Source organism: Streptomyces viridifaciens, from assembly GCF_001888885.2.
Classification (GTDB): Bacteria; Actinomycetota; Actinomycetes; order Streptomycetales; family Streptomycetaceae; genus Kitasatospora; species Kitasatospora aureofaciens.
In genome coordinates this window covers 1,056,723-1,076,467 of the sequence record NZ_CP090841.1, presented here as the reverse complement: position 1 = coordinate 1,076,467, position 19,745 = coordinate 1,056,723, and the positions used below count along the sequence as shown (strand labels likewise).

Here is a 19,745-nt window from a genome sequence, read left to right as displayed (position 1 = left end):
GGCCCGCCGGCGGGTCAGCCCTCGTCGCCCTCCGGGTCGCCGCCCTCGAGGTCGCCCTCGGTCTCCAGGAACGCGGCCTGCAGCTGCGCGATCAGCTCCGGGTCCGGCTGCTCCCACAGCCCGCGGCTCGCCGCCTCCAGCAGCCGCTCGCTGATCCCGTGCAGCGCCCACGGGTTGGCGCCCGCCAGGAACTCGCGGTTGACCGGGTCGAGGATGTACTCCTGGGTCAGTTTCTCGTACATCCAGTCCGCGACCACGCCCGTCGTGGCGTCGTAGCCGAACAGGTAGTCGACCGTCGCGGCCATCTCGAAGGCGCCCTTGTAGCCGTGGCGGCGCATCGCCTCGATCCAGCGCGGGTTGACCACCCGGGCGCGGAAGACGCGGGCGGCCTCCTCGGTCAGGGTGCGGGTGCGAACCGTCTCCGGGCGGGTCGAGTCGCCGATGTAGGCGGTCGGGGCCTTGCCGGTGAGGGCGCGCACGGTGGCCACCATGCCGCCGTGGTACTGGAAGTAGTCGTCCGAGTCGGCGATGTCGTGCTCGCGGGTGTCGGTGTTCTTCGCGGCGACGGTGATCCGCTTGTACGCGGTCTCCATCTCCTCGCGCGCCGGACGGCCGTCCAGCCCGCGGCCGTACGCGTAGCCGCCCCAGACGGTGTAGACCTCGGCGAGGTCGGCGTCGGTGCGCCAGTCCCGGCTGTCGATCAGCTGGAGCAGGCCGGCGCCGTAGGTGCCCGGGCGGGAGCCGAAGACGCGGACGGTGGCCTTGCGTTCGTCGCCGTGCACCGCGAGGTCGGCCTGCACGTGCGCCCGGACGTAGTTCGACTCGGGCGCCTCCTCCTGGGCGGCGGCCAGACGCACCGCGTCGTCCAGCAGGGCGACCACGTGCGGGAAGGCGTCCCGGAAGAAGCCGGAGATGCGCAGCGTGACGTCGATGCGCGGGCGGCCGAGCTCGTCCAGCGGGATCGGCTCCAGGCCGGTGACCCGGCGCGAGGCGTCGTCCCAGACCGGGCGGACGCCGAGCAGGGCGAAGGCCTCGGCGATGTCGTCGCCGGCGGTGCGCATCGCGCTGGTGCCCCAGAGCGAGAGCCCGACCGAGGGCGGGTAGGCGCCGTCGTTGTCGGCCCGGTAGCGGTCGACCAGCGAGCTCGCGAGTGCCTGGCCGGTCTCCCAGGCGAGCTTGCTCGGGACGGCCTTCGGGTCGACGGAGTAGAAGTTGCGGCCGGTCGGCAGCACGTTGACCAGGCCGCGCAGCGGGGAGCCGGACGGACCGGCCGGGACGAAGCCGCCCCGGAGCGCGTGCAGCACGGCGTCCAGCTCGTCGGTGGTGGCGGCCAGCCGCGGCACCACCTGGGTGGCGGCGAAGGCCAGCACCTCGCCGACCGCCTCCGGGAACCCGGCGGCGACCTTCTCCACCGCCTCGGGCGCCCAGTCCTGCGCCTCCATCGCCTCGACCAGCGCGCGGGCCTCGGCCTCGGCGGCGTCGGTGGCGCCCAGGGTGAGGGCCGCCTCGTCCAGGCCCAGCGCCTCGCGCAGGCCGGGCAGTGCGCTGACACCGCCCCAGATCTGCCGGGCGCGCAGGATGGCGAGCACGATGTTGACCCGGTCGGTGCCGACCGGGGCCTGGCCGAGCACGTGCAGGCCGTCGCGGATCTGGGCGTCCTTGACCTCGCACAGCCAGCCGTCGACATGCAGCAGGAAGTCGTCGAAGCCGTCGTCCTCGGGGCGCTCGTCCAGGCCGAGGTCGTGGTCGAGCTTGGCGGCCTGGATCAGGGTCCAGATCTGGGCGCGGATCGCGGGCAGCTTGGCCGGGTCCATCGCGGCGATGTTGGAGTGCTCGTCGAGCAGCTGCTCCAGGCGTGCGATGTCGCCGTAGGAGTCGGCGCGGGCCATCGGCGGGACGAGGTGGTCGACGAGCGTGGCGTGGGCGCGGCGCTTGGCCTGGGTGCCCTCGCCCGGGTCGTTGACCAGGAAGGGGTAGATCAGCGGGAGGTCGCCGAGGACGGCGTCCGGGCCGCACTCGGCGGACAGCGCGGCGGTCTTGCCGGGCAGCCACTCCAGGTTGCCGTGCTTGCCGAGGTGGATCACGGCGTGGGCGCCGAAGCCGCCGTCCTCCTGGGCGGCCTGGATCCAGCGGTAGGCGGCCAGGTAGTGGTGGCTCGGCGGCAGGTCGGGGTCGTGGTAGATGGCGACCGGGTTCTCGCCGAAGCCGCGCGGCGGCTGGATGAGCACCAGCAGGTTCCCGGAGCGGATCGCGGCCAGCACGATGTCGCCGTCCGGGTTCTGCGAGCGGTCGACGTACAGCTCGCCGGGGGCCGGGCCCCAGTGCTGCTCGACCTGGTCGCGCAGGCTCTGCGGGAGCGTGGCGTACCAGCGGCGGTAGTCGGCGGCGGGGATGCGGACCGGGTTGCGGGCCAGCTGGTCCTCGGTGAGCCAGTCCTGGTCGTACCCGCCGGCGGCGATCAGCGCGTGGATCAGCGCGTCGCCCTCGTGGCTGTCGTCCGTGCCCCCGTCCAGACCGGGAAGGTCGTTCCCGAGGTCCATGCCCTCCTCGCGCAGCCGGTGCAGCAGCCGGACGGCGCTGGCCGGCGTGTCCAGGCCGACGGCGTTGCCGACCCGGGCGTGCTTGGTCGGGTAGGCGGACAGCACCAGGGCGAGGCGGCGCTCGGCGGCCGGGACGTGGCGCAGCCGGGCGTGGCGGACGGCGGTGCCGGCGACGCGGGCGGCGCGCTCCGGGTCGGCGGTGTAGACGGTCAGGCCGTCCTCGTCCAGCTCCTTGAAGGAGAACGGAACGCTGATCAGGCGGCCGTCGAACTCCGGGACCGCGATCTGGGTGGCGGTGTCCAGCGGGGACAGGCCGTCGTCGCTGGCCTCCCACTGGGCGCGCGACCAGGTGAGGCAGAGGGCCTGGAGGATCGGGCGGTCGAGGGCGGCCAGCGCGCCGGCGTCCCAGGCCTCCTCGTCCCCGCCGGCCTGGGCGTCGGCCGGGCGGGTGCCGCCGGCGGCGAGCACGGTGGTGACGATCGCGTCGGCGGCGCCGAGTTCGGCCAGCAGCTCGGGGTCGGCACCGCGCAGCGAGGCGCAGTAGTAGGCCCGGGCGCGGGCGCCCTGGTCCTCGACGGCGCGGCAGAGCGTCTCCACGAAGGCGGTGTTGCCGCTCATGTGGTGGGCGCGGTAGTAGAGCACCGCGACCGTCGGGCCTTCGTTCGTACGGGCTTCGCGCTCCAGCGGGCCCCAGGCGGGGGCGGAGGCGGGCGGGGCGAAGCCGTGGCCGGTCAGCAGCACGGTGTCGGAGAGGAAGGCGCCGAGCTCGGCCAGGTTGGCCGCGCCGCCGTGGGCGAGGTAGGCGTGCGCCTCGGCGGCGATGCCGGCCGGGACGGTGGAAAGCTCCATCAGCTGGGCGTCGGGGGCCTGCTCACCGGTCAGCACCACCACCGGGCGGGGGCCGGCCAGCAGCGCGTCCAGGCCCTCCTGCCAGGCGCGGCGCCCGCCGAGCAGACGGACCACGACCAGCTCGGTGCCCTCCAGCAGCGCGGGCAGGTCCTCGGGGGTCAGTCGGGCCGGGTTGCCGAGCCGGTACGGGACCGGGCCCGTCGAGGCGCGGGCACTGAGCAGGTCGGTGTCGGACGTCGACAGCAGCAGGATCATGCGAAGGCCCTCCTGGCCTCGTCGGTGGCCAGGATGGCCGCAGTGGTGGCCGGGGCGGCCGCGGCGGTGGCCGCGGGTACGGGCGCGGGCATGCGACAGCGCTGGTGCATTTCTGCCTTCCTCGGGGTCCGCGCCCCGGGCCGGTGGAGGACGGCGGGAGTTCCTGGCTCCCGCGGCCGACCGGCTTCCCGGTGAACCGCGGTCACAGTGGCGGGACCGCACCGGGCTTGCACCGGTTTCCTCCCCTGCGCCGTCGCTGGCGTGGACGGCCCGCTGGGGACCGCCCGCCAGCATCGTACGGGGTGCGGCTGACCTGGGGGAGAGCCAGCTCGGCCTCGCCCGGCGCACGGGTGGGCGCACGGAACCCACGGGCGCCGGGCGGTGGGCCGGGCGTGCTGCCGGGTGTGACGCAGCGGACGGAGGCAACCGATCGGATCATCTGTATGCTCGCCGCCATGCCACCGACACCCGACGTCACCGCGCCGGGCGCCGCCGTGCCCGACCGGGGGCGCGCGGACGCCTGCCCCGGGGCCCTTCGCCTGCACACCGCCGACGACGGCGGCCTCGCCCGGGTCCGGCTGCCCGGCGGACTGCTGACGGTTCGTCAGGCAATTGCGCTGGCCGAGGCGTCGCAGGCCCTGGGCGACGGGGAGTTGGAGACCACCTCGCGCGGCAACGTCCAACTCCGCGGCCTGGCCCCGGACTGCGGGGCCGAACTCGGCGAGCGCCTGCGCGCCGTCGGACTGCTGCCCTCGGACACCCACGAGCGGGTGCGCAACATCGTCGCCTCGCCGCTGGCCGGGCTGGACACCCTCGGCAACGCCGATGTGCAGGCCTGGGTACGGGAACTGGACGCGCGGCTGTGCGCGAGCGACTGGGCGGCCGGGCTCTCCGGCAAGTTCCTGTTCGCGCTGGACGACGGGCGGGGCGACGTCGCCGCGCTCGACGCCGATGTGACATTGATCGCAGCCCCGGGCGGCCCTGCCCTGCTGCGCCTCGGACGGGCCGAGCACGGGCACCCGGTGGAGGCCGGCCAGGAGGTGACGGCCGTGCTGGACGCGGCCCGCGCCTTCCTGGACGCGCTGCGCGGCAGCGGCCGCAAGGCCTGGCACCTGCGCGAGGTCCCCGACCTGCTCCCGGCCGGCACCGTGCCGCTGCCGACCGCCTGCGTTCCGTCCGCCTCCGGTTCGGTGGGCGCGCTGCCCGGCGGCCTCTCGGTGGGCATGCGCTTCGGACGGGCGAGCGCCGCGCAGTGGCGCGCACTGGTCGCCGCCTCGGCGGGCGAACTGCGGCTGACCCCCTGGCGGGGCGCCGTGCTGCCCGGCGTCCCGGCCGACCGGCTGCCCGCACTGGCGGCGGCCGGGTTCCGCACCGAGCCGGGCTCCGCCTGGGAGCGGGCCACCGCCTGCACGGGACTGCCGGGCTGCGCCAAGTCGCTCGCCGACGTACGGGCCGACGCGGCCCGGGCCCTGGACACGGGCGCGGGGGCCGGTTCGGGTGCGGTGTCGGGCGCCGGGGCCGGTGCGGGGACCGGCGGACTGCCGGTCCACTGGTCCGGCTGTGAACGGCGCTGCGGTCACCCGGCCGGGCGATGGGTGGACGTGCTGGCCACGGGGCACGGCTACCGGGTGACGGTGAACGGGCCGACCACGACCGCGGGCGCACCCGTGGACGTGAGGAACGAGGAGATGGCCGAGGCGGTCGCCGAGGCCAGGAGGACCACAAAGTGATCGAGTACGAGAAGGACGGCGCGTCCATCTACCGCCAGTCCTTTGCCACCATCCGTGCGGAGGCCGATCTGGCCGCCCTCCCGGCGGACGTCTCCCAGGTCGCGGTGCGGATGATCCACGCCTGCGGGATGACCGACCTGGTCGAGGACCTGGTGTACTCGCCCGGCGTGGTCGCCTCGGCGCGCGCTGCGCTGCACGCGGGTGCGCCCATCCTCTGCGACGTCAACATGGTCGCGAGCGGCGTCACCCGCAAGCGGCTGCCCGCCGACAACGAGGTGATCTGCACCCTCACCGATCCGTCGGTGCCCGAACTCGCCCGAGCGATGGGCAACACCCGCAGCGCGGCCGCCATGGAGCTGTGGCTGCCGCGACTGGAGGGCGCGGTGGTCGCCGTCGGCAACGCGCCGACCTCGCTGTTCCGGCTGCTGGAGATGATCGAGGCGGGCGCGCCGCGCCCGGCCGCGGTGATCGGCGTCCCGGTCGGCTTCATCGGCGCCGCCGAGTCCAAGCAGGCCCTGGCAGAACACCCCTCCGGCCTGGAGCACTTGGTGGTGCGCGGTCGGCGTGGTGGCAGTGCGATCGCCGCCGCCGCCATCAACGCGATTGCGAGCGAGGAAGAGTGACGGATCGACAGACGACCACGGGCCGGCTGTACGGCGTCGGGCTCGGCCCCGGCGACCCGTCGCTGGTGACCGTCCGTGCGGCCGAACTCATCGGCAAGGCCGATGTGGTGGCGTACCACAGTGCCCGCCACGGCAGGTCCATCGCCCGCTCGATCGCCGAGCGCTACCTGACGGGTAGTCAGATTGAGGAGAAGCTGGTCTACCCGCTCACCGTCGAGACCACCGACCACCCGGGCGGTTACCGGGGCGCGCTGGACGAGTTCTACGAGGAGGCCGCCGCCCGGCTGGCCGCGCACCTGGACGCCGGGCGCGACGTGGTCGTCCTCGCCGAGGGCGACCCGCTGTTCTACGGCTCCTACCAGCACATGCACAAGCGGCTCGCGCACCGCTACCCGACCGAGGTGGTGCCCGGCGTGACCTCGGTCAGCGCGGCGGCGGCCCGCCTCGGGCAGCCGCTGACCGAGGCGGAGGAGACGCTCACCGTCATCCCGGGCACGCTGCCCGAGGAGGAGCTGACCGCGCGGATCGCCTCCGCCGACTCCGCCGTGATCATGAAGCTGGGGCGTACCTTCCCGGCTGTCCGGCGGGCGCTGGAGCGGGCGGGCCGGCTGGACGACGCCCAGTACGTCGAGCGTGCCTTCATGGACGGGGAGCGCATCGCGCCGCTCACCGAGGTCGACGAGGAGAGCGTCCCGTACTTCTCGGTGGCGGTGCTGCCGAGCAGGGTCGCCCCGCTGGAGCCGGTCGTACGGCCCGCGGACGGCGTGGGCAGCGTGACCGTGGTCGGCACCGGGCCGGCCGGGCCGCTCTGGCTGACCCCCGAGGCGCGCGGCGCGCTGGCCGAGGCCACCGACCTGGTCGGCTACACCACCTACCTGGACCGGGTGCCGGAGCGGCCGGGACAGCGGCGGCACGGCTCGGACAACAAGGTGGAGTCGGAGCGCGCCGAGTTCGCCCTGGACCTCGCCCGACGCGGGCACCGGGTCTGCGTGGTCTCCTCGGGCGACCCGGGCGTCTTCGCGATGGCCACCGCCGTGCTGGAGGTCGCCTGCGAGCCGGACTACCGGGACGTGCCGGTGCGGATCGTCCCCGGGATGACCGCCGCCCACGCGGCCGCCTCCCGGGCCGGCGCCCCGCTGGGGCACGACTACGCGGTGGTGTCGCTCTCGGACCGGCTCAAGCCGTGGGACGTGGTGGCCAAGCGGCTGCGCGCCGCGGCCGAGGCGGACCTGGTGCTCGCGCTGTACAACCCGGGCTCGAAGTCCCGCACCACCCAGGTCGGCCAGGCCCGGGACGTGCTGCTGGAGTACCGCGCGCCGGAGACCCCGGTGGTGATGGCCCGTGACGTCGGCGGGCCGACCGAGCGGATCCGGATCGTCCGGCTGGGCGAGCTGGACCCGGCACTGGTCGACATGCGGACCATCCTGCTGATCGGCTCCTCGCAGACCCGGGCGGTCGAGCGGGGCGGCGGCGTGGAGGTCGTCTGGACGCCCCGGCGGTACCCGGAGGAGTGACGGCGGACGAATGACAGATGACAGCTAACAGATTTCATCATCTGTTAGCTGTCATCTGTTTTCTGTCTTCCGTCCGCTGTTACCTGTTATCCGTCACCCACCACCCGCCACCCGTCACCGGGTCGGCTTGGTGATCAGCAGCTCGGTGTTGTGGTCCTCCCCGGCGCCGAGCAGCGCCGAGACCCGCCCGTTCGGGTCGTTGTACGACAGCTCGCGGTACAGCGCCGCCAGGTTGGCGTCCGAGGTGCTGCCGAAGTCCGTCGTGTACGGCGCCGAGGACTCGATCAGCGTGGTGAACAGCGACAGCGTGCCGTCCCCGTTGTCCGCGATCTCGATGATGCGGCCGTGCTGCGGGTAGTCGATGTGCGAGGCGGTGTTGATCTCCCAGAACGCCCGTTCCGGAACCGCGTGCCCGTGCGCCGTGATCTTGTTCATGTGGGTGTGCCCGTTCACCCAGGCGACCACGTTCGGGTAGCGCTGCAGCAGCGCGACCAGCTCGTTGCCGTCGTGCCGCTTCTCGAAGACGTTGCGCGGGTCCGGCAGCAGGTTGCCCATCGAGCCGCTGGTGTGGTGGCTGAAGAGGAGGATCACGTCGTCGGTGCTGCCGCCCGTGACCTTGTTCCCGTTGGTGTCGTACCAGTGCCCGCTGTGGTCCTTCAACTGCTGCTCCAGCCAGCGCAGTTGCGTGGTGCCGAGTGAGCCGTCGGCGAACCCGGCCTGGTTGGTGGTGTCCAGGCTGATGCCGACGACCTTCTCCGAGATCCGGAAGGTGTAGTAGAGCTTGCCGCTGCCCACCATGTCCGAGGTGAAGCCGTGCCCGAACGGACCGGCGCCGGTGACGGCCGGGTTGAGGTGGGCCTTGGCGAACTCCTTGAGCGTGAACGGGTGTCGGCGCTCGTCCGGGGTCACCCGGCGCACCGCCTCGCCGTTCGCGAGCAGCTTGGCGAGCAGCAGCACGGCGCCCGCCGGGTCCCGGCGCAGCGAGTCCATCAGCTGGGCGGCGGTCGCGTCGTCGCAACCCTCCAGCTTGAGCCCGCCCGTGTAGAGGTCGTTCAGCAGCCCGAAGTCCGGCAGCGAGCCCTCGATGCTGTCGTCGTGGTTGCCGACGGTGGTGTACCAGGGGGTCTTCAGGCCCGGCGCGTCGAAGGGCCGACCGGCCGCCGACAGGAAGCCGGGCACCTGCGGGAAGCCCTTCGCCTTGTAGACGTCGCTGTAGGCGATCTCGGGGTTCCAGAAGGCCGAGTTCCCGGAGTTCTGCACGCCCTCGTAGCGGGACGGGTCACCGGTGTTCTGGGCCATCCGCCCGCCGCCCATGACGGTGAGGTACCAGTCGAGTTCGGCCAGCTCGTGGTTGTCGGTGTTGTCACCGGTGGCCATCACCATGCTGAACGGCAGCCCGGTGTACGGGCCGCCGGAGAGCGAGTTGACCCGCTCGACGAGCGCCGAGACACCCCGGGCGTTCAGGGCCTCCTGCGGCCGGTAGGCGCTGTCGTTGTACTTGGCCAGGAACTCGAAGCGCACCGGGGACTCGGTGTCCACCAGGTGCAGGTCGCTGAACTGGACGAAGCTGGCCAGCCCGGTGCGGCGGTCGTCCCGCCCGGCGCCCGGCGCCGCGAGCTCCCCGCGCACCACCAGCGGCCACCCCGGCCCGGCGGTCAGCCGCTTGTAGGCGCCGGTGCCGGACGGCGTGGCCACCTGCTCCAAGGTCGTCCCGGCGACGTCGACCGCCCGCGCGGCCGTGGTCGCCAGTGCCCGGTCCCGCCCGGCGGCCGAGGCGAACTGCGCACCGCCGATCGACAAGGCCGACCAGGCGGCGGCCACCGACGTACCGGTGATGAACGTACGTCGTTTCATGCCTGCCACAAAAACCCCCACATGCTGACGGCCCGGCCGGGAAGAGCGCCCCGCCCACCGGACCTGAGTGTCATGAACCCGCTTCTGGCGGACCGCCAGATTACCCACCGGTAGCCACCGTGCGTTAGGCCCGGGTGGAGAACTCTTCGGGAACACGGGCCGGCGCACCCCTGCGCCGGCCCGTCGGCTGTGGGGCCGGCCGCCACCCCGGTCGGGGCGGAGCCGGACGGATGGGGGAAAATCGGCGGCGACGGCCGGTGCGGCCGCCGACGGGACGAGGGGCGGTGCGCGGGCGCCGCCCCGGCAGCGCGGAAACGAGGCGCAGGGTGGCCGCAGCGGGAGCCGAGGCGGGAGGCCGGGCCGGCCAGCTGAAGAGCAGCGGGCTGCGGCACGGCTGGACGACGGGCGCCTGCGCCACCGCCGCCACCAAGGCCGCGTACACCGCGCTGCTGACCGGCGAGTTCCCGGACCCGGTCACCATCACCCTCCCCAAGGGCCAGCAGCCCGCCTTCGCCCTCGCCGCCGAGCAGCTCACCACGGAGAGCGGGGTGCCGGCCGGCGCCATGGCGGGCGTGGTCAAGGACGCCGGCGACGACCCGGACGTGACCCACGGCGCACTGATCCGCGCCACCGTCCGGCCCGGCGGACCCGGCACCGGAGTCGTGTTCCGGGCCGGCCCCGGAGTCGGCACGGTCACCAAGGCGGGCCTGCCGCTGGCGGTCGGCGAGCCCGCGATCAACCCGGTCCCCCGGCAGATGATCCGCGACGCCGTGGCCGAAGCGGCGGCGGCGCACGGCGGCAGCGGGGACGTGGTGGTGGAGATCTCGGTGGACCACGGCGAGGAGATCGCCCGCTCGACCTGGAACCCCCGCCTCGGAATCCTCGGCGGGCTGTCCATCCTCGGTACCACCGGGATCGTCGTCCCCTACTCCTGCTCGGCCTGGATCGACTCGATCCGCCGCGGCGTCGACGTGGCCCGGGCGGCCGGGCGCACCCATGTGGCGGGCTGCACCGGTTCGACCTCGGAGAAGGTCGCGGTCGCGGTGCACGGACTGCCCGAGGACGCGCTGCTGGACATGGGCGACTTCGCCGGGGCCGTGCTCAAGTACCTCAAGCGCCACCCGGTGCCCCGGCTGACCATCGCGGGCGGCTTCGCCAAGCTCTCCAAGCTCGCCCACGGCCACCTCGACCTGCACTCGGCGCGCTCCCAGGTGGACAAGGGGTATCTGGCCGAACTGGCCCGTCGCGGCGGGGCGGACGAGGAGTTGGCGGCCGCGGTGGCGGTGGCCAACACCGGGCTGGAGGCCGTGCAGCTGTGCCGGGCGGCCGGGGTGCCGCTCGGGGACCTGGTGGCCGAGGCGGCCCGGGCGACGGCGCTCGGCGTGCTGCTCGGCTCGCCGGTCGCGGTGGACGTCATCTGCATCGACCGCGCCGGAACGGTCGTCGGCCGGGCGGAGCCGCTCGGGCCCTGAACCCTGAACGTACGGGCGGAACCGCTCGGGCCCTGAACGTCCGTGGGGAACCGCCCGGGCCCTGCGCGGCGTCCAGTTGAGCGTGCCGCCCCGCTCAGCGCAAGCTCAGCAGTTTCGTACGGTGATGTGAAGATCCGGCGCTCATGCGGGGTGAGAAACGGACAAAAGTGGCGTCGCGCCCATCCATGGTTCTGGCGTCATCTCAACCATGAGATATGGTCTGCCGAGTGACAGGCGACTACCTCACCCGTATCGGCACCCTCATCCGTACCGCGCGCCAGCACCGCGGCTGGTCCCAGGCGCAGCTCGGAGAGGCCCTCGGCACCAGCCAGAGCGCGGTCAACCGCATCGAACAGGGCAAGCAGAACGTCAGCCTTGAGATGATCGCCCGCATCGGCGAAGCCCTCAACAGCGAGATCGTCTCCCTCGGCTACTCCGGCCCGATGCACCTGCGCGTCACCGGCGGCACCCGCCTCTCCGGCGCCATCGACGTCCGCAGCAGCAAGAACGCCTGCGTCGCGATCCTGTGCGCCTCGCTGCTGACCACCGGCCGCACCACGATCCGCAGCGTCGCCCGGATCGAGGAGGTCTACCGCATCCTCGAGGTGCTGACCAGCATCGGCGTCAAGAGCCGCTGGCTCAACGACGGCCGCGACCTCGAACTCACCCCGCCGGCCGAGCTCGACCTCGCCGCGATGGACGTCGACGCCGCCCGCCGCACCCGTAGCGTGCTGATGTTCCTCGGCCCGCTGATGCACCGCGCCCAGCACTTCGCCATCCCGTACGCGGGCGGCTGCGACCTCGGCACCCGCACCGTCCAGCCGCACCTGACGGCGCTGCGCCGCTTCGGCCTGGAGGTCGCCACCACCGGCGGCGCCTACCACGCCTCGGTCGAGCCGGGTGCCCCGCTGGACCGCCCGATCGTGCTGACCGAGCGCGGGGACACCGTCACCGAGAACGCCCTGCTGGCCGCCGCGCGGCACGACGGCGTCAGCGTCATCCGCAACGCCTCGCCCAACTACATGGTCCAGGACCTCTGCTTCTTCCTGGAGAAGCTGGGCGTCAGGATCGAGGGCATCGGTACCACCACGCTGACCGTCCACGGTGTCCCGCAGATCAGCCGCGACGTCGACTACACCCCCGCCGAGGACCCGGTGGAGGCGATGAGCCTGCTCGCCGCCGCCGTGGTCACCTCCTCCGAGCTGACGATCCGCCGGGTGCCGATCGAGTTCCTGGAGATCGAGCTCGCGGTGCTGGAGGGCATGGGCCTCGACTACGACCGGAGCCCCGAGTACCGGGCCCACAACGGCCAGACCCGCCTGGTCGACCTCACCGTGCGCCCGTCCAAGCTGAGCGCGCCGATCGACACCATCCACCCGATGCCGTTCCCCGGCATCAACATCGACAACGTGCCGTTCTTCGCCGCCATCGCCGCGGCCGCGAACGGAACCACGATGATCCACGACTGGGTCTACGACAACCGCGCGATCTACCTCACCGAGCTGACCCGACTCGGCGCGGACGTCAAGCTGCTCGACCCGCACCGGGTGCTCGTCCAGGGCCCGACCCGCTGGCGCGCCGCCGAGATGATGTGCCCGCCCGCGCTGCGCCCGGCCGTGGTCATCCTGCTCGCGATGCTCGCCGCCCAGGGCACCTCCGTCCTGCGCAACGTCTACGTCATCAACCGCGGTTACGAGGACCTCGCCGAGCGCCTCAACTCGATCGGCGCCCAGATCGAGACCTTCCGCGACATCTGACCGACGAGTTGGCGTTCCGTCAGTTCACCGATCGGCCCCACTCGCTGAGGCCGGTCAGCAGTACCGCCACGTCCAACCCGGTGTTCAGGTAGTCCACGAACACCGGGTTGTTCAGCGCCCAGGGCGAACGCCGCTCCCGCACCAGCCGGACCGCCTCGTCCGTGCCGTGCCCGAGCTCGACCAGCGCCTGGGCCACCACCAGGCCCGAGCGGTTGTAGCCCGAGTGGCAGCGCACCAGCGTCCGACGGCCCCGTGCGCCGGCGCGGCCGCTACTCGCCGGTGGTGCCGTCGAGGTGCTCGCGCAGGAGGTCGGCGTGGCCGTTGTGGCGGGCGTACTCCTCGATCATGTGGGTGAGGATCCAGCGCAGCGAGAAGACCTCCTCGCCGTGGTGGCCCAGGACGTCCAACGACGTTGCGGCGGCGACGAGTTCCCGGGTGTGGTCGCACTCGCGGCGCCAGACGGCGAAGGCCTCCTCCGGGTCGGCGGTCTCGACGTCGAACTCGGCGAAGGTGCCGTCCGGGTGCTTCCAGAAGCCGCGCCGGCCTTCGCCGTCCAGGACGTTGCGGAACCAGCTGCGCTCCACCTCGGCGAGGTGGCGGACCAGCCCGAGCAGGGAGAGCCCGGAAGGCTCCAGCACCCGGGTGCGGAGCTGCGCGGCGGTCAGGCCCGCGCACTTCATGGCCAGGGTGTCGCGCTGGTGGTCCAGGAAGCTCGCCAGGGTGGCCCGTTCATCGGCCGTGCGCAGGGTCGTCGTGCGCGAGCTGGCCGTGCGCGAGTCGGCCGTGCGCGAGCCGGCCGTGGGCAGGGTCGCGGTCCGCGGGGCGGCAGTGGTCTGGTCATCGGTCATCGGGCCATCCTGACCGCCCGCCCGCGTGACCGCCCGGTGAATTCCACGGACCGGACGCGGGCCTGGACTCAGACCGTCCGCTCCAGCCAGTGCACCGCGCCCGCCACGTCCGCCGCGACCGGCACGCCCTCCGGCACCGGCGGGCGTTCCACCACGACCACCGGCAGGCCGAGTTCGCGGGCCGCGGTGAGCTTGGGCGCGGTCGCGGCGCCTCCGCTGTCCTTGGTGACGACCACGTCGATCCGGTGGTCGCGCAGCAGCGCCCGCTCGCCGTCGAGGGTGAACGGGCCGCGGTCCAGCAGGACTTCGAGCGACGGCGGCAGCGGCGGCTCCGGCGGGTCCACCGAGCGGGCGAGGAAGTGCAGCCCGTCCAGGTGGGCGAAGGCGCCGATGCCCTGCCGGCCGGAGCTGAGGAAGACCCGCCGCCCGAGCCCGGGCAGCAGCTCGGCGGCCGCCGGGAGCGAGGGCACGGGGTGCCAGCGGTCCCCGGGGACGGACGCGAAGCCGGGGCGGCGCAGCACCAGCAGCGGCACCCCGGTGGCGGCGGCCGCCAGCGCGGCGTTGCGGGACATCCCGGCGGCGAACGGGTGGGTGGCGTCCACCATGGCGGCCACCCCTTCGGCGCGCAGCCAGGCGGCCAGCCCGTCCGGGCCGCCGAAGCCGCCGACCCGCACCTGCCCGGCGGGCAGCCGGGGCCGGGCGACCCGTCCGGCCAGCGAGCTGGTGACCCGCAGGGACGGGCGGCCGTCCAGCGCGGCGGCCAGCGCCCGGCCCTCCGTCGTGCCGCCGAGGACCAGGACGTGCGCCGGGGCCCCGGTCATGCGCCGCAGGGCTGGTGCGGGCGCTCGCGGTCCGCCGAGTAGAGGTGGCTGTCGCGGAACTGCTCGGCGGCGAGCGTGCGGCCGACGATGATGACGGCGGTGCGCACCACGCCCGCCTCCTTGACCTGCCCGGCGATGTCGGCGAGCGTGCCGCGCAGCACCAGCTCGTCGGGGCGGCTGGCCATCGCGACCACGGCGGCCGGGCAGTCGGCGCCGTAGTGCGGGAGCAGCTGCTCGACCACGTCGTCCACGTAGCCGGCGGCCAGGTGCAGCACCAGCAGGGCGCCGCTGCGGCCGAGGGTGGCGAGGTCCTCGCCCTCGGGCATCGGGGTGGCGCGCTTGGCGATCCGGGTGAGGATGACGGTCTGGCCGACGGTCGGCACCGTCAGCTCGCGCTTCAGCGCGGCCGCGGCGGCGGCGAAGGCGGGCACGCCGGGGACCACCTCGTAGGGGACGCCGGCCGCGTCCAGGCGGCGCATCTGCTCGGCGACGGCGGAGAAGACGGACGGGTCGCCGGAGTGCAGCCGGGCCACGTCCTGGCCGGCCCGGTGCGCGGCGACCAGCTCGGCGGTGATCTGGTCCAGGTTGAGCTGGGCGGTGTCGATCAGGCGGGCGCCGGGCGGGCACTCCTCCAGCAGCTCGCGCGGGACGAGGCTGCCGGCGTAGAGGCAGACCTCGGCACGGGCCAGGACGCGCTGGCCGCGCAGGGTGATCAGGTCGGCGGCGCCCGGGCCGGCTCCGATGAAGTAGACGGTCACGAGGCTTTCTCCTGGGGGGTGTTGGGCTTGACGGCGGACCACTGGGTGACCGGCATCGCCTGCCGCCATCCGGTGAAGCCGCCCACCGGGACGGCGTGGGCGACGGCCAGCTTGACCAGCTCCCCGCCGTGCCGCCGGTACCACTCGGTGAGCAGTGCCTCGGACTCCAGCGTCACGGTGTTGGCGACCAGCCGCCCGCCGGGGCGCAGCGCGGCCCAGCAACGGTCCAGCAGGCCGGGCGCGGTGAGGCCGCCGCCGATGAACACGGCGTCGGGGGTGGGGAGTTCGACGAGTGCGGCGGGTGCCGGGCCGGTCACCACCCGGAGCCGGGGCACGCCAAGCGAGGCGGCGTTGCGGGCGATCCGCTCGGCCCGGAGGGGATCGCGCTCGATGCTGACCGCCCGGCAGTCCCGGTGGGCGCGCAGCCACTCGACGGCGATCGAGCCGGAGCCGCCGCCGACGTCCCAGAGCAGTTCGCCGGGGGAGGGGGCGAGCACGGCCAGGGTGGCGGCGCGGACGTGCCGCTTGGTGAGCTGGCCGTCGCTCTCGTACGCGGCGTCGGGCAGGCCGGGGACGAGGGAGCCGCGCGGGCCGTCGCCGAGTTCGACGGCGATGAGGTTCAGCGGGTTGCCGGGCGGGTGCGGCCAGTCGTCGGCGCGGCCGTCGAGGCGGCGCTCGTCCGGGGAGCCGAGTTGTTCCAGCACGTGCAGTCGGGCGGCCCCGAAGCCGCGTTCGGTGAGCAGTGCGGCGACGGCGGCGGGGGTGGCGGCGTCGGCGCTGAGCACCAGCAGGCGGCGCCCGGGGTGCAGGGCGAGCGTGAGGGTGTCCAGCGGTCGGCCGACCAGGCTGACCACCTCGGTGGCCTCCAGCGGCCAGCCGAGCCGGGCGCAGGCGTAGGAGACCGAGGAGGGGTGGGGCAGCACGCGCAGCCGGTCGGCGCCGACGGTTTCGGCGAGGGTGCGGCCGATGCCGAAGAACATCGGGTCGCCGCTGGCCAGGACGGCGAGGCGGCGGCCGGCGTGGTCGGCGAGCAGCCCGGGGAGGGCCGGGCGCAGCGGGGACGGCCAGGCGACGCGCTCGGCGCCGACCTCGCCGTGGGGGAGCAGCGCCAGCTGCCGGGGGCCGCCGATGACCACCTCGGCGGACTGCAGCGCGGCCCGGGAACCCGCGGCGAGGCCGGACCAGCCGTCGGCCCCGATCCCGACGACGGTGATCGGAGGTGGCAGCTCGGGCACCGGGTGGCTCCTCGTCGTTCGTTCCTGCTGGCCGGGGCAGCCTACCTGGCGGTATCCGGGCCGGAACCGGCCGCCCTCACCTGTCCGTCCAGTCCCCCGAGGCGATCAGCGCCGGCCGTGCCCGCAGCCGTGCCGCGGCCGCCGGACCGGCGAGGTAGACCCATGCCTCGCGCCGCTCGCCCGCCGCCGTCCGCACCGCCATCCGGCGCCGCAGGTAGAGCCCCGTCCCGTCCGTCCGGCAGTCCTCCAGCCGGTCCAGGTCCGCGAGCACCCCGGCGTACGCGCCCGGGCGCACGGTGACCAGCTCACCCACGATCCGGCGCCCGGGCGTCGCGTCCGGCATCGCGTACGGGTACCCCGGTCCGTCGTGCAGGGCGGCGCCGTCCAGCACGGCGGGCAGGATCCCGTCGCAGCGTCCGGCCAGGTGGACGGCGTGGTTGCGGCCGCCGCTGCGCAGGGTGCCGTACACGAAGAACGGCAGCGCCGCCTCGACCGGTGGGGTCTGCTCGGGCGCTGACACTTGTTCGACCTCCTCGCCGGGGAGCGCCAACGGTACGTTCTGCGGACCGATCCGTGATACCCACTGGCGCGCCGGGCCGTCGATGCGCTGTCATGTCGGGTGTTCAGCCAGCACCGTCCAAGGGGGACACGCATGACATCGCCCGCCTCGCCGCCACCGGCGACGACCCCCGACAGCAGCACCTCCGCCATCCCTTCGACCGCCCCCGCCCCTTCCCCCACCCGGCTCTCCGGCGCCGTCTGGCTCGCCCTCGCGGTGGTCTACGTGGTCTGGGGCTCGACGTACCTCGCGATCCGGATCGCGGTCGAGACGATGCCCTCCTTCTTCTCCGCCGCCGCCCGCTTCCTGACCGCCGGCCTGCTGCTGGTCGGCTACCTGCTGGTCCGCCAGGGCCCGGCCGGCCTGCGGGTGAGCGGGCGCCAGCTGGCCTCCGCCGCCCTGGTCGGCGTGCTGCTGCTGACCGGCGGCAACGGCCTGGTGGTGCTCGGCGAGACCTCCGTCCCGTCCGGCCTGGCCGCCCTGCTGGTGGCCGCCGTCCCGCTGTGGATGGTCGTGCTGACGGCCGTCGGCGGCGGCGAGCGCCCCAGGCGCGCAGAGCTCGCCGGGGTGCTGCTGGGCCTGGTCGGCCTCGGTGTGCTGTCCGCCCCCGCGATCGGCGGGTCGGTGGAGCCGCTCGGCGTGGTCCTGATCATCTGCGCCACGCTGGCCTGGGCGGCCGGTTCCTTCGCGAGCAAGAAGATCCCGATGCCGGGCAACGTGCTCGCCGCGAGCGCCTACCAGATGCTGGCGGGCGGCCTGTGCAACGTGCTGATCGGACTGGCCCGTGGCGAGCAGCACGGGCTGGACCTCGGGGCGGTGTCGGGCCGGTCCTGGCTGGCCCTCGCCTACCTCGTCCTGTTCGGATCGCTGCTCGCCTTCACCGCGTACGCCTGGCTGCTGCGGTCGGCCCCGCTGACCCTGGTCGCCACCTACGCGTACGTCAACCCGGTGGTCGCGGTGCTGCTGGGCTGGCTGATCCTGGCCGAGCCGCTGACCGGCCCGACGCTGGCGGGCGGGTCGATCGTGGTGGCCGGCGTCTGTCTGGTGGTCAGCGTCAGCCGGCGGCAGGGGCGTCCGTCGAAGGCGGGGGCGGCGGCGCGCAGGTGAGGGCGACGGCGGCGCGCAGGTGAGCACGACCGAAACCCGGTCCGCCGGATCACCCCGGCAGTGCGCCGAGCAGGCGAAGAGCCTCCGCCGGTCCTGAACGGATCGGCGGAAGCTTGTGTGCCGGAGCGCGCGGATCAGAGCGCGTGGGGCGGCTTCCCCGTCCACCAGTTCCCCGGCGCCTCAGGGTCGCGGCTGGTCCAGTACTCGATGATCGCGTTGGTGAACTCGTCCGCCGACAGCGTTCCGTCACCGTCCAGGTCGAGGTGGCGGAAGGCCTCGTCGGCGTCGTCGCGGGAGAGTCCGGCGAAGTGGCCGCGCTGGAAGACGAAGAACTCGCCGGCGTCCACCGTTCCGCTGTGGTCGGCGTCAGCGACGGCGAGGAAGGACCCGGCCAGGGCGCCGAAGATCTCCCGGGCGGCCACCGGGTCGTCGGCGAGCGCGCCGGTCGAGGCGACGAACTGCTCGCGGGTGATCGCCTCCGTTCCGGTGGGCTTTCCGGCGAGGTGGAGGTCGTGCCAGACGGTCAGGTAGGCGCGGACGATCACGGCCTCGGCCTCCGAGCCCTCCTGGTGGCCGAGCGAGCGGGCCACCGAGTGGCCCATCAGCACGTGGTCCCGTTCGGTGAGCAGCCCGTCCCCGTCGGCGTCGAGGTGGTCGAAACCGTGATTGATCTTCGCGAAGAGCAGGTCGTCCGACAATGTGCCCCCTCCGGTGGCGATCCCGCGGCTCAGGGAGGGCCGCGGCACGTTGAGCGACGTCGCGTCGCCAGCACGCTAACGCGTGGAACCGCGCCCGCGCAGCCGAACGAAGGGCGAACAGCGGCGCCCGGGCGCAGCGATCAGTGCGCCGCGGCCGCTGCCCGGTACGGAGTCCGTCCGCAGCGCCGCCCCCACCAGTGCCCGGGTGTACGGCGCGCGCGGCGCGGCCAGCAGCTCGCCGGTCGGCGCGGACTCGACCTCGGAGCCGTCGCGCAGCACCAGCGTGCGGTCCGTCGTCCCCGCGACCACGCCCAGGTCGTGGCTGACCAGCAGCACCGCCGTGCCGTGTTCGCACTGCAACTCGCCCGGAAGGTCGAGTACTTGCCGCTGGACCCGGGCGTCCAGCGCGGTGGTGGGCTCGTCCGCGATCAGCAGCCGCGGCTCGTTCATCAGCGCCATCGCGATCACCACCCGCTGCCGCGTCCCACCGGAGAAGCGGTGCGGGTGGTCGCGCAGCCGGGCGGACGGGATGCCGACCCGGTCGAGCATCTCCGCCGCTCGCCGGCGGGCCTCGGCGCGCCCGGCCCGCGGGTGGTGCAGCCGGTACGTCTCGGCGAGTTGGGCGCCGACGCCGTGGAACGGGCTGAGCGAGGTCAGCGCGTCCTGGAGGACCAGCGCGGCCCGGCCGCCCCGAACCCCGCGCAGCAGCGGCTCCCCGGCGCCCACCAACTCCTGTCCGTCCAGCCGGATCGAGCCGCTGACGGTGGTGGTGCGCGGGTCGTGCAGGCCGAGCACGGCCAGCCCGACGGTGGACTTCCCGGAGCTCGGACGCGTTCCGGTTTCCGCAAATCACCGGAAGTCGCTCCGGAGGAATTCCTCCCGGACTGTTTCGGGGATTGTGGCAGCTTCGTTTCCCGGCAACACGGCCGCCACAGAGGAACGAAAATATATTGGCGAACCGGGCGGCCCGTCCCGCATTCTGAGACCTCCGCCACAGTCCCCGCGGTCTTGGTACGATCCCGTTGGACCGCGACTGGCGCGTAGGGATGGAATCGACCATCGGGAAGCGGTCCCGTGGATCCGCACGTCGTTGCCGAGCGCCTGGGCCGCCCGCATCCCCACCAG

Annotated in this window: 14 protein-coding genes, 2 pseudogenes and 2 riboswitches; of the genes and pseudogenes, 6 read left to right on the top strand and 10 right to left on the bottom strand. The window is 74.0% G+C overall.

Translation table 11 applies throughout. The features are described from left to right. Positions 1-14: 14 nt before the first annotated feature. The gene (gene cobN / locus BOQ63_RS12225; protein WP_150475826.1) at positions 15-3,644 is read right to left on the bottom strand and encodes a cobaltochelatase subunit CobN; all 3,630 of its coding nucleotides are present in this window, start codon (positions 3,642-3,644) and stop codon (positions 15-17) included. A gap of 157 nt (positions 3,645-3,801) precedes the next feature. Beyond that, positions 3,802-3,887, bottom strand: a riboswitch (cobalamin riboswitch). Between the two features lie 200 nt (positions 3,888-4,087). On the opposite strand from cobN, the gene BOQ63_RS12220 reads away from it, so the two are divergent. The 3 genes from BOQ63_RS12220 to BOQ63_RS12210 are packed head-to-tail and all read left to right on the top strand — an operon-like array spanning position 4,088 to position 7,511. Then, positions 4,088-5,374, top strand: a complete 1,287-nt coding sequence (locus BOQ63_RS12220; RefSeq protein ID WP_191093552.1) for a ferredoxin-like domain-containing protein — start codon at positions 4,088-4,090, stop codon at positions 5,372-5,374. After that, positions 5,371-5,997: a precorrin-8X methylmutase gene (locus tag BOQ63_RS12215; RefSeq protein WP_030281194.1), complete on the top strand. Its 627-nt coding sequence runs from the start codon at positions 5,371-5,373 to the stop codon at positions 5,995-5,997. The genes BOQ63_RS12220 and BOQ63_RS12215 overlap by 4 nt, the downstream gene beginning before the upstream one ends. Continuing rightward, positions 5,994-7,511 carry a precorrin-2 C(20)-methyltransferase gene (locus BOQ63_RS12210; protein WP_072654216.1) on the top strand — a complete coding sequence of 506 codons (1,518 nt, stop codon included), beginning with the start codon at positions 5,994-5,996 and terminating at the stop codon, positions 7,509-7,511. Before BOQ63_RS12215 ends, BOQ63_RS12210 begins: the two co-directional genes overlap by 4 nt. 114 nt (positions 7,512-7,625) lie before the next feature. On the opposite strand, the gene BOQ63_RS12205 is transcribed toward BOQ63_RS12210, so the two are convergent. Beyond that, positions 7,626-9,365 (bottom strand): TIGR03767 family metallophosphoesterase, encoded by a 1,740-nt coding sequence (locus tag BOQ63_RS12205; protein ID WP_030281198.1) that lies wholly within the window; start codon positions 9,363-9,365, stop codon positions 7,626-7,628. Positions 9,366-9,691: 326 nt separating this feature from the next. On the opposite strand from BOQ63_RS12205, the gene BOQ63_RS12200 reads away from it, so the two are divergent. Together BOQ63_RS12200 and BOQ63_RS12195 are read left to right on the top strand one after the other, a co-directional pair. Beyond that, the gene (locus tag BOQ63_RS12200; protein WP_030281199.1) at positions 9,692-10,837 is read left to right on the top strand and encodes a cobalt-precorrin-5B (C(1))-methyltransferase; all 1,146 of its coding nucleotides are present in this window, start codon (positions 9,692-9,694) and stop codon (positions 10,835-10,837) included. Positions 10,838-11,064: 227 nt separating this feature from the next. Continuing rightward, positions 11,065-12,594 carry a UDP-N-acetylglucosamine 1-carboxyvinyltransferase gene (locus tag BOQ63_RS12195; RefSeq protein ID WP_094742883.1) on the top strand — a complete coding sequence of 510 codons (1,530 nt, stop codon included), beginning with the start codon at positions 11,065-11,067 and terminating at the stop codon, positions 12,592-12,594. A gap of 19 nt (positions 12,595-12,613) precedes the next feature. Here the strand turns inward: BOQ63_RS12195 and BOQ63_RS12190 are convergent. From BOQ63_RS12190 to BOQ63_RS12165, 6 genes and pseudogenes are all read right to left on the bottom strand, one after another. Then, a pseudogene (locus BOQ63_RS12190) lies at positions 12,614-12,844 on the bottom strand (dual specificity protein phosphatase family protein); the annotation flags it as partial. Positions 12,845-12,863: 19 nt separating this feature from the next. Next, positions 12,864-13,442: a DinB family protein gene (locus tag BOQ63_RS12185; protein WP_079183565.1), complete on the bottom strand. Its 579-nt coding sequence runs from the start codon at positions 13,440-13,442 to the stop codon at positions 12,864-12,866. A 68-nt stretch (positions 13,443-13,510) separates the two neighbouring features. Then, positions 13,511-14,263 (bottom strand): cobalt-precorrin-6A reductase, encoded by a 753-nt coding sequence (locus BOQ63_RS12180; RefSeq protein WP_150475824.1) that lies wholly within the window; start codon positions 14,261-14,263, stop codon positions 13,511-13,513. Continuing rightward, positions 14,260-15,021 (bottom strand): precorrin-4 C(11)-methyltransferase, encoded by a 762-nt coding sequence (gene cobM / locus BOQ63_RS12175; RefSeq protein ID WP_030281213.1) that lies wholly within the window; start codon positions 15,019-15,021, stop codon positions 14,260-14,262. Before cobM ends, BOQ63_RS12180 begins: the two co-directional genes overlap by 4 nt. Continuing rightward, positions 15,018-16,256: a precorrin-6y C5,15-methyltransferase (decarboxylating) subunit CbiE gene (gene cbiE, locus BOQ63_RS12170; protein ID WP_150475823.1), complete on the bottom strand. Its 1,239-nt coding sequence runs from the start codon at positions 16,254-16,256 to the stop codon at positions 15,018-15,020. Before cbiE ends, cobM begins: the two co-directional genes overlap by 4 nt. Positions 16,257-16,332: 76 nt before the next feature. Further along, complete coding sequence (locus tag BOQ63_RS12165) at positions 16,333-16,776, bottom strand: gamma-glutamylcyclotransferase family protein (protein ID WP_191093551.1); 444 nt, start codon at positions 16,774-16,776, stop codon at positions 16,333-16,335. Positions 16,777-16,908: 132 nt separating this feature from the next. Between BOQ63_RS12165 and BOQ63_RS12160 the strand changes: the two genes are divergently transcribed. After that, a complete protein-coding gene (locus BOQ63_RS12160) occupies positions 16,909-17,922 on the top strand; it encodes an EamA family transporter (protein WP_072654214.1) in 1,014 nt (337 codons plus the stop codon). A gap of 134 nt (positions 17,923-18,056) precedes the next feature. On the opposite strand, the gene BOQ63_RS12155 is transcribed toward BOQ63_RS12160, so the two are convergent. After that, positions 18,057-18,620: an EF-hand domain-containing protein gene (locus tag BOQ63_RS12155; RefSeq protein WP_030281221.1), complete on the bottom strand. Its 564-nt coding sequence runs from the start codon at positions 18,618-18,620 to the stop codon at positions 18,057-18,059. A gap of 75 nt (positions 18,621-18,695) precedes the next feature. After that, positions 18,696-19,430, bottom strand: a pseudogene (locus BOQ63_RS12150) (ATP-binding cassette domain-containing protein); the annotation flags it as partial. 209 nt (positions 19,431-19,639) lie between these two features. Further along, positions 19,640-19,734: riboswitch (ZMP/ZTP riboswitch) on the top strand. Positions 19,735-19,745: the final 11 nt, after the last annotated feature.

What these genes read in the sequence shown, in the direction of transcription:
- cobN (WP_150475826.1), bottom strand. Translation starts at nt 3,644, where the DNA reads ATGATCCTGCTGCTGTCGACGTCCGACACCGACCTGCTCAGTGCCCGC.
- BOQ63_RS12220 (WP_191093552.1), top strand. Translation starts at nt 4,088, where the DNA reads ATGCTCGCCGCCATGCCACCGACACCCGACGTCACCGCGCCGGGCGCC.
- BOQ63_RS12205 (WP_030281198.1), bottom strand. Translation starts at nt 9,365, where the DNA reads ATGAAACGACGTACGTTCATCACCGGTACGTCGGTGGCCGCCGCCTGG.
- BOQ63_RS12185 (WP_079183565.1), bottom strand. Translation starts at nt 13,442, where the DNA reads ATGACCGATGACCAGACCACTGCCGCCCCGCGGACCGCGACCCTGCCC.
- BOQ63_RS12180 (WP_150475824.1), bottom strand. Translation starts at nt 14,263, where the DNA reads ATGACCGGGGCCCCGGCGCACGTCCTGGTCCTCGGCGGCACGACGGAG.
- BOQ63_RS12160 (WP_072654214.1), top strand. Translation starts at nt 16,909, where the DNA reads ATGACATCGCCCGCCTCGCCGCCACCGGCGACGACCCCCGACAGCAGC.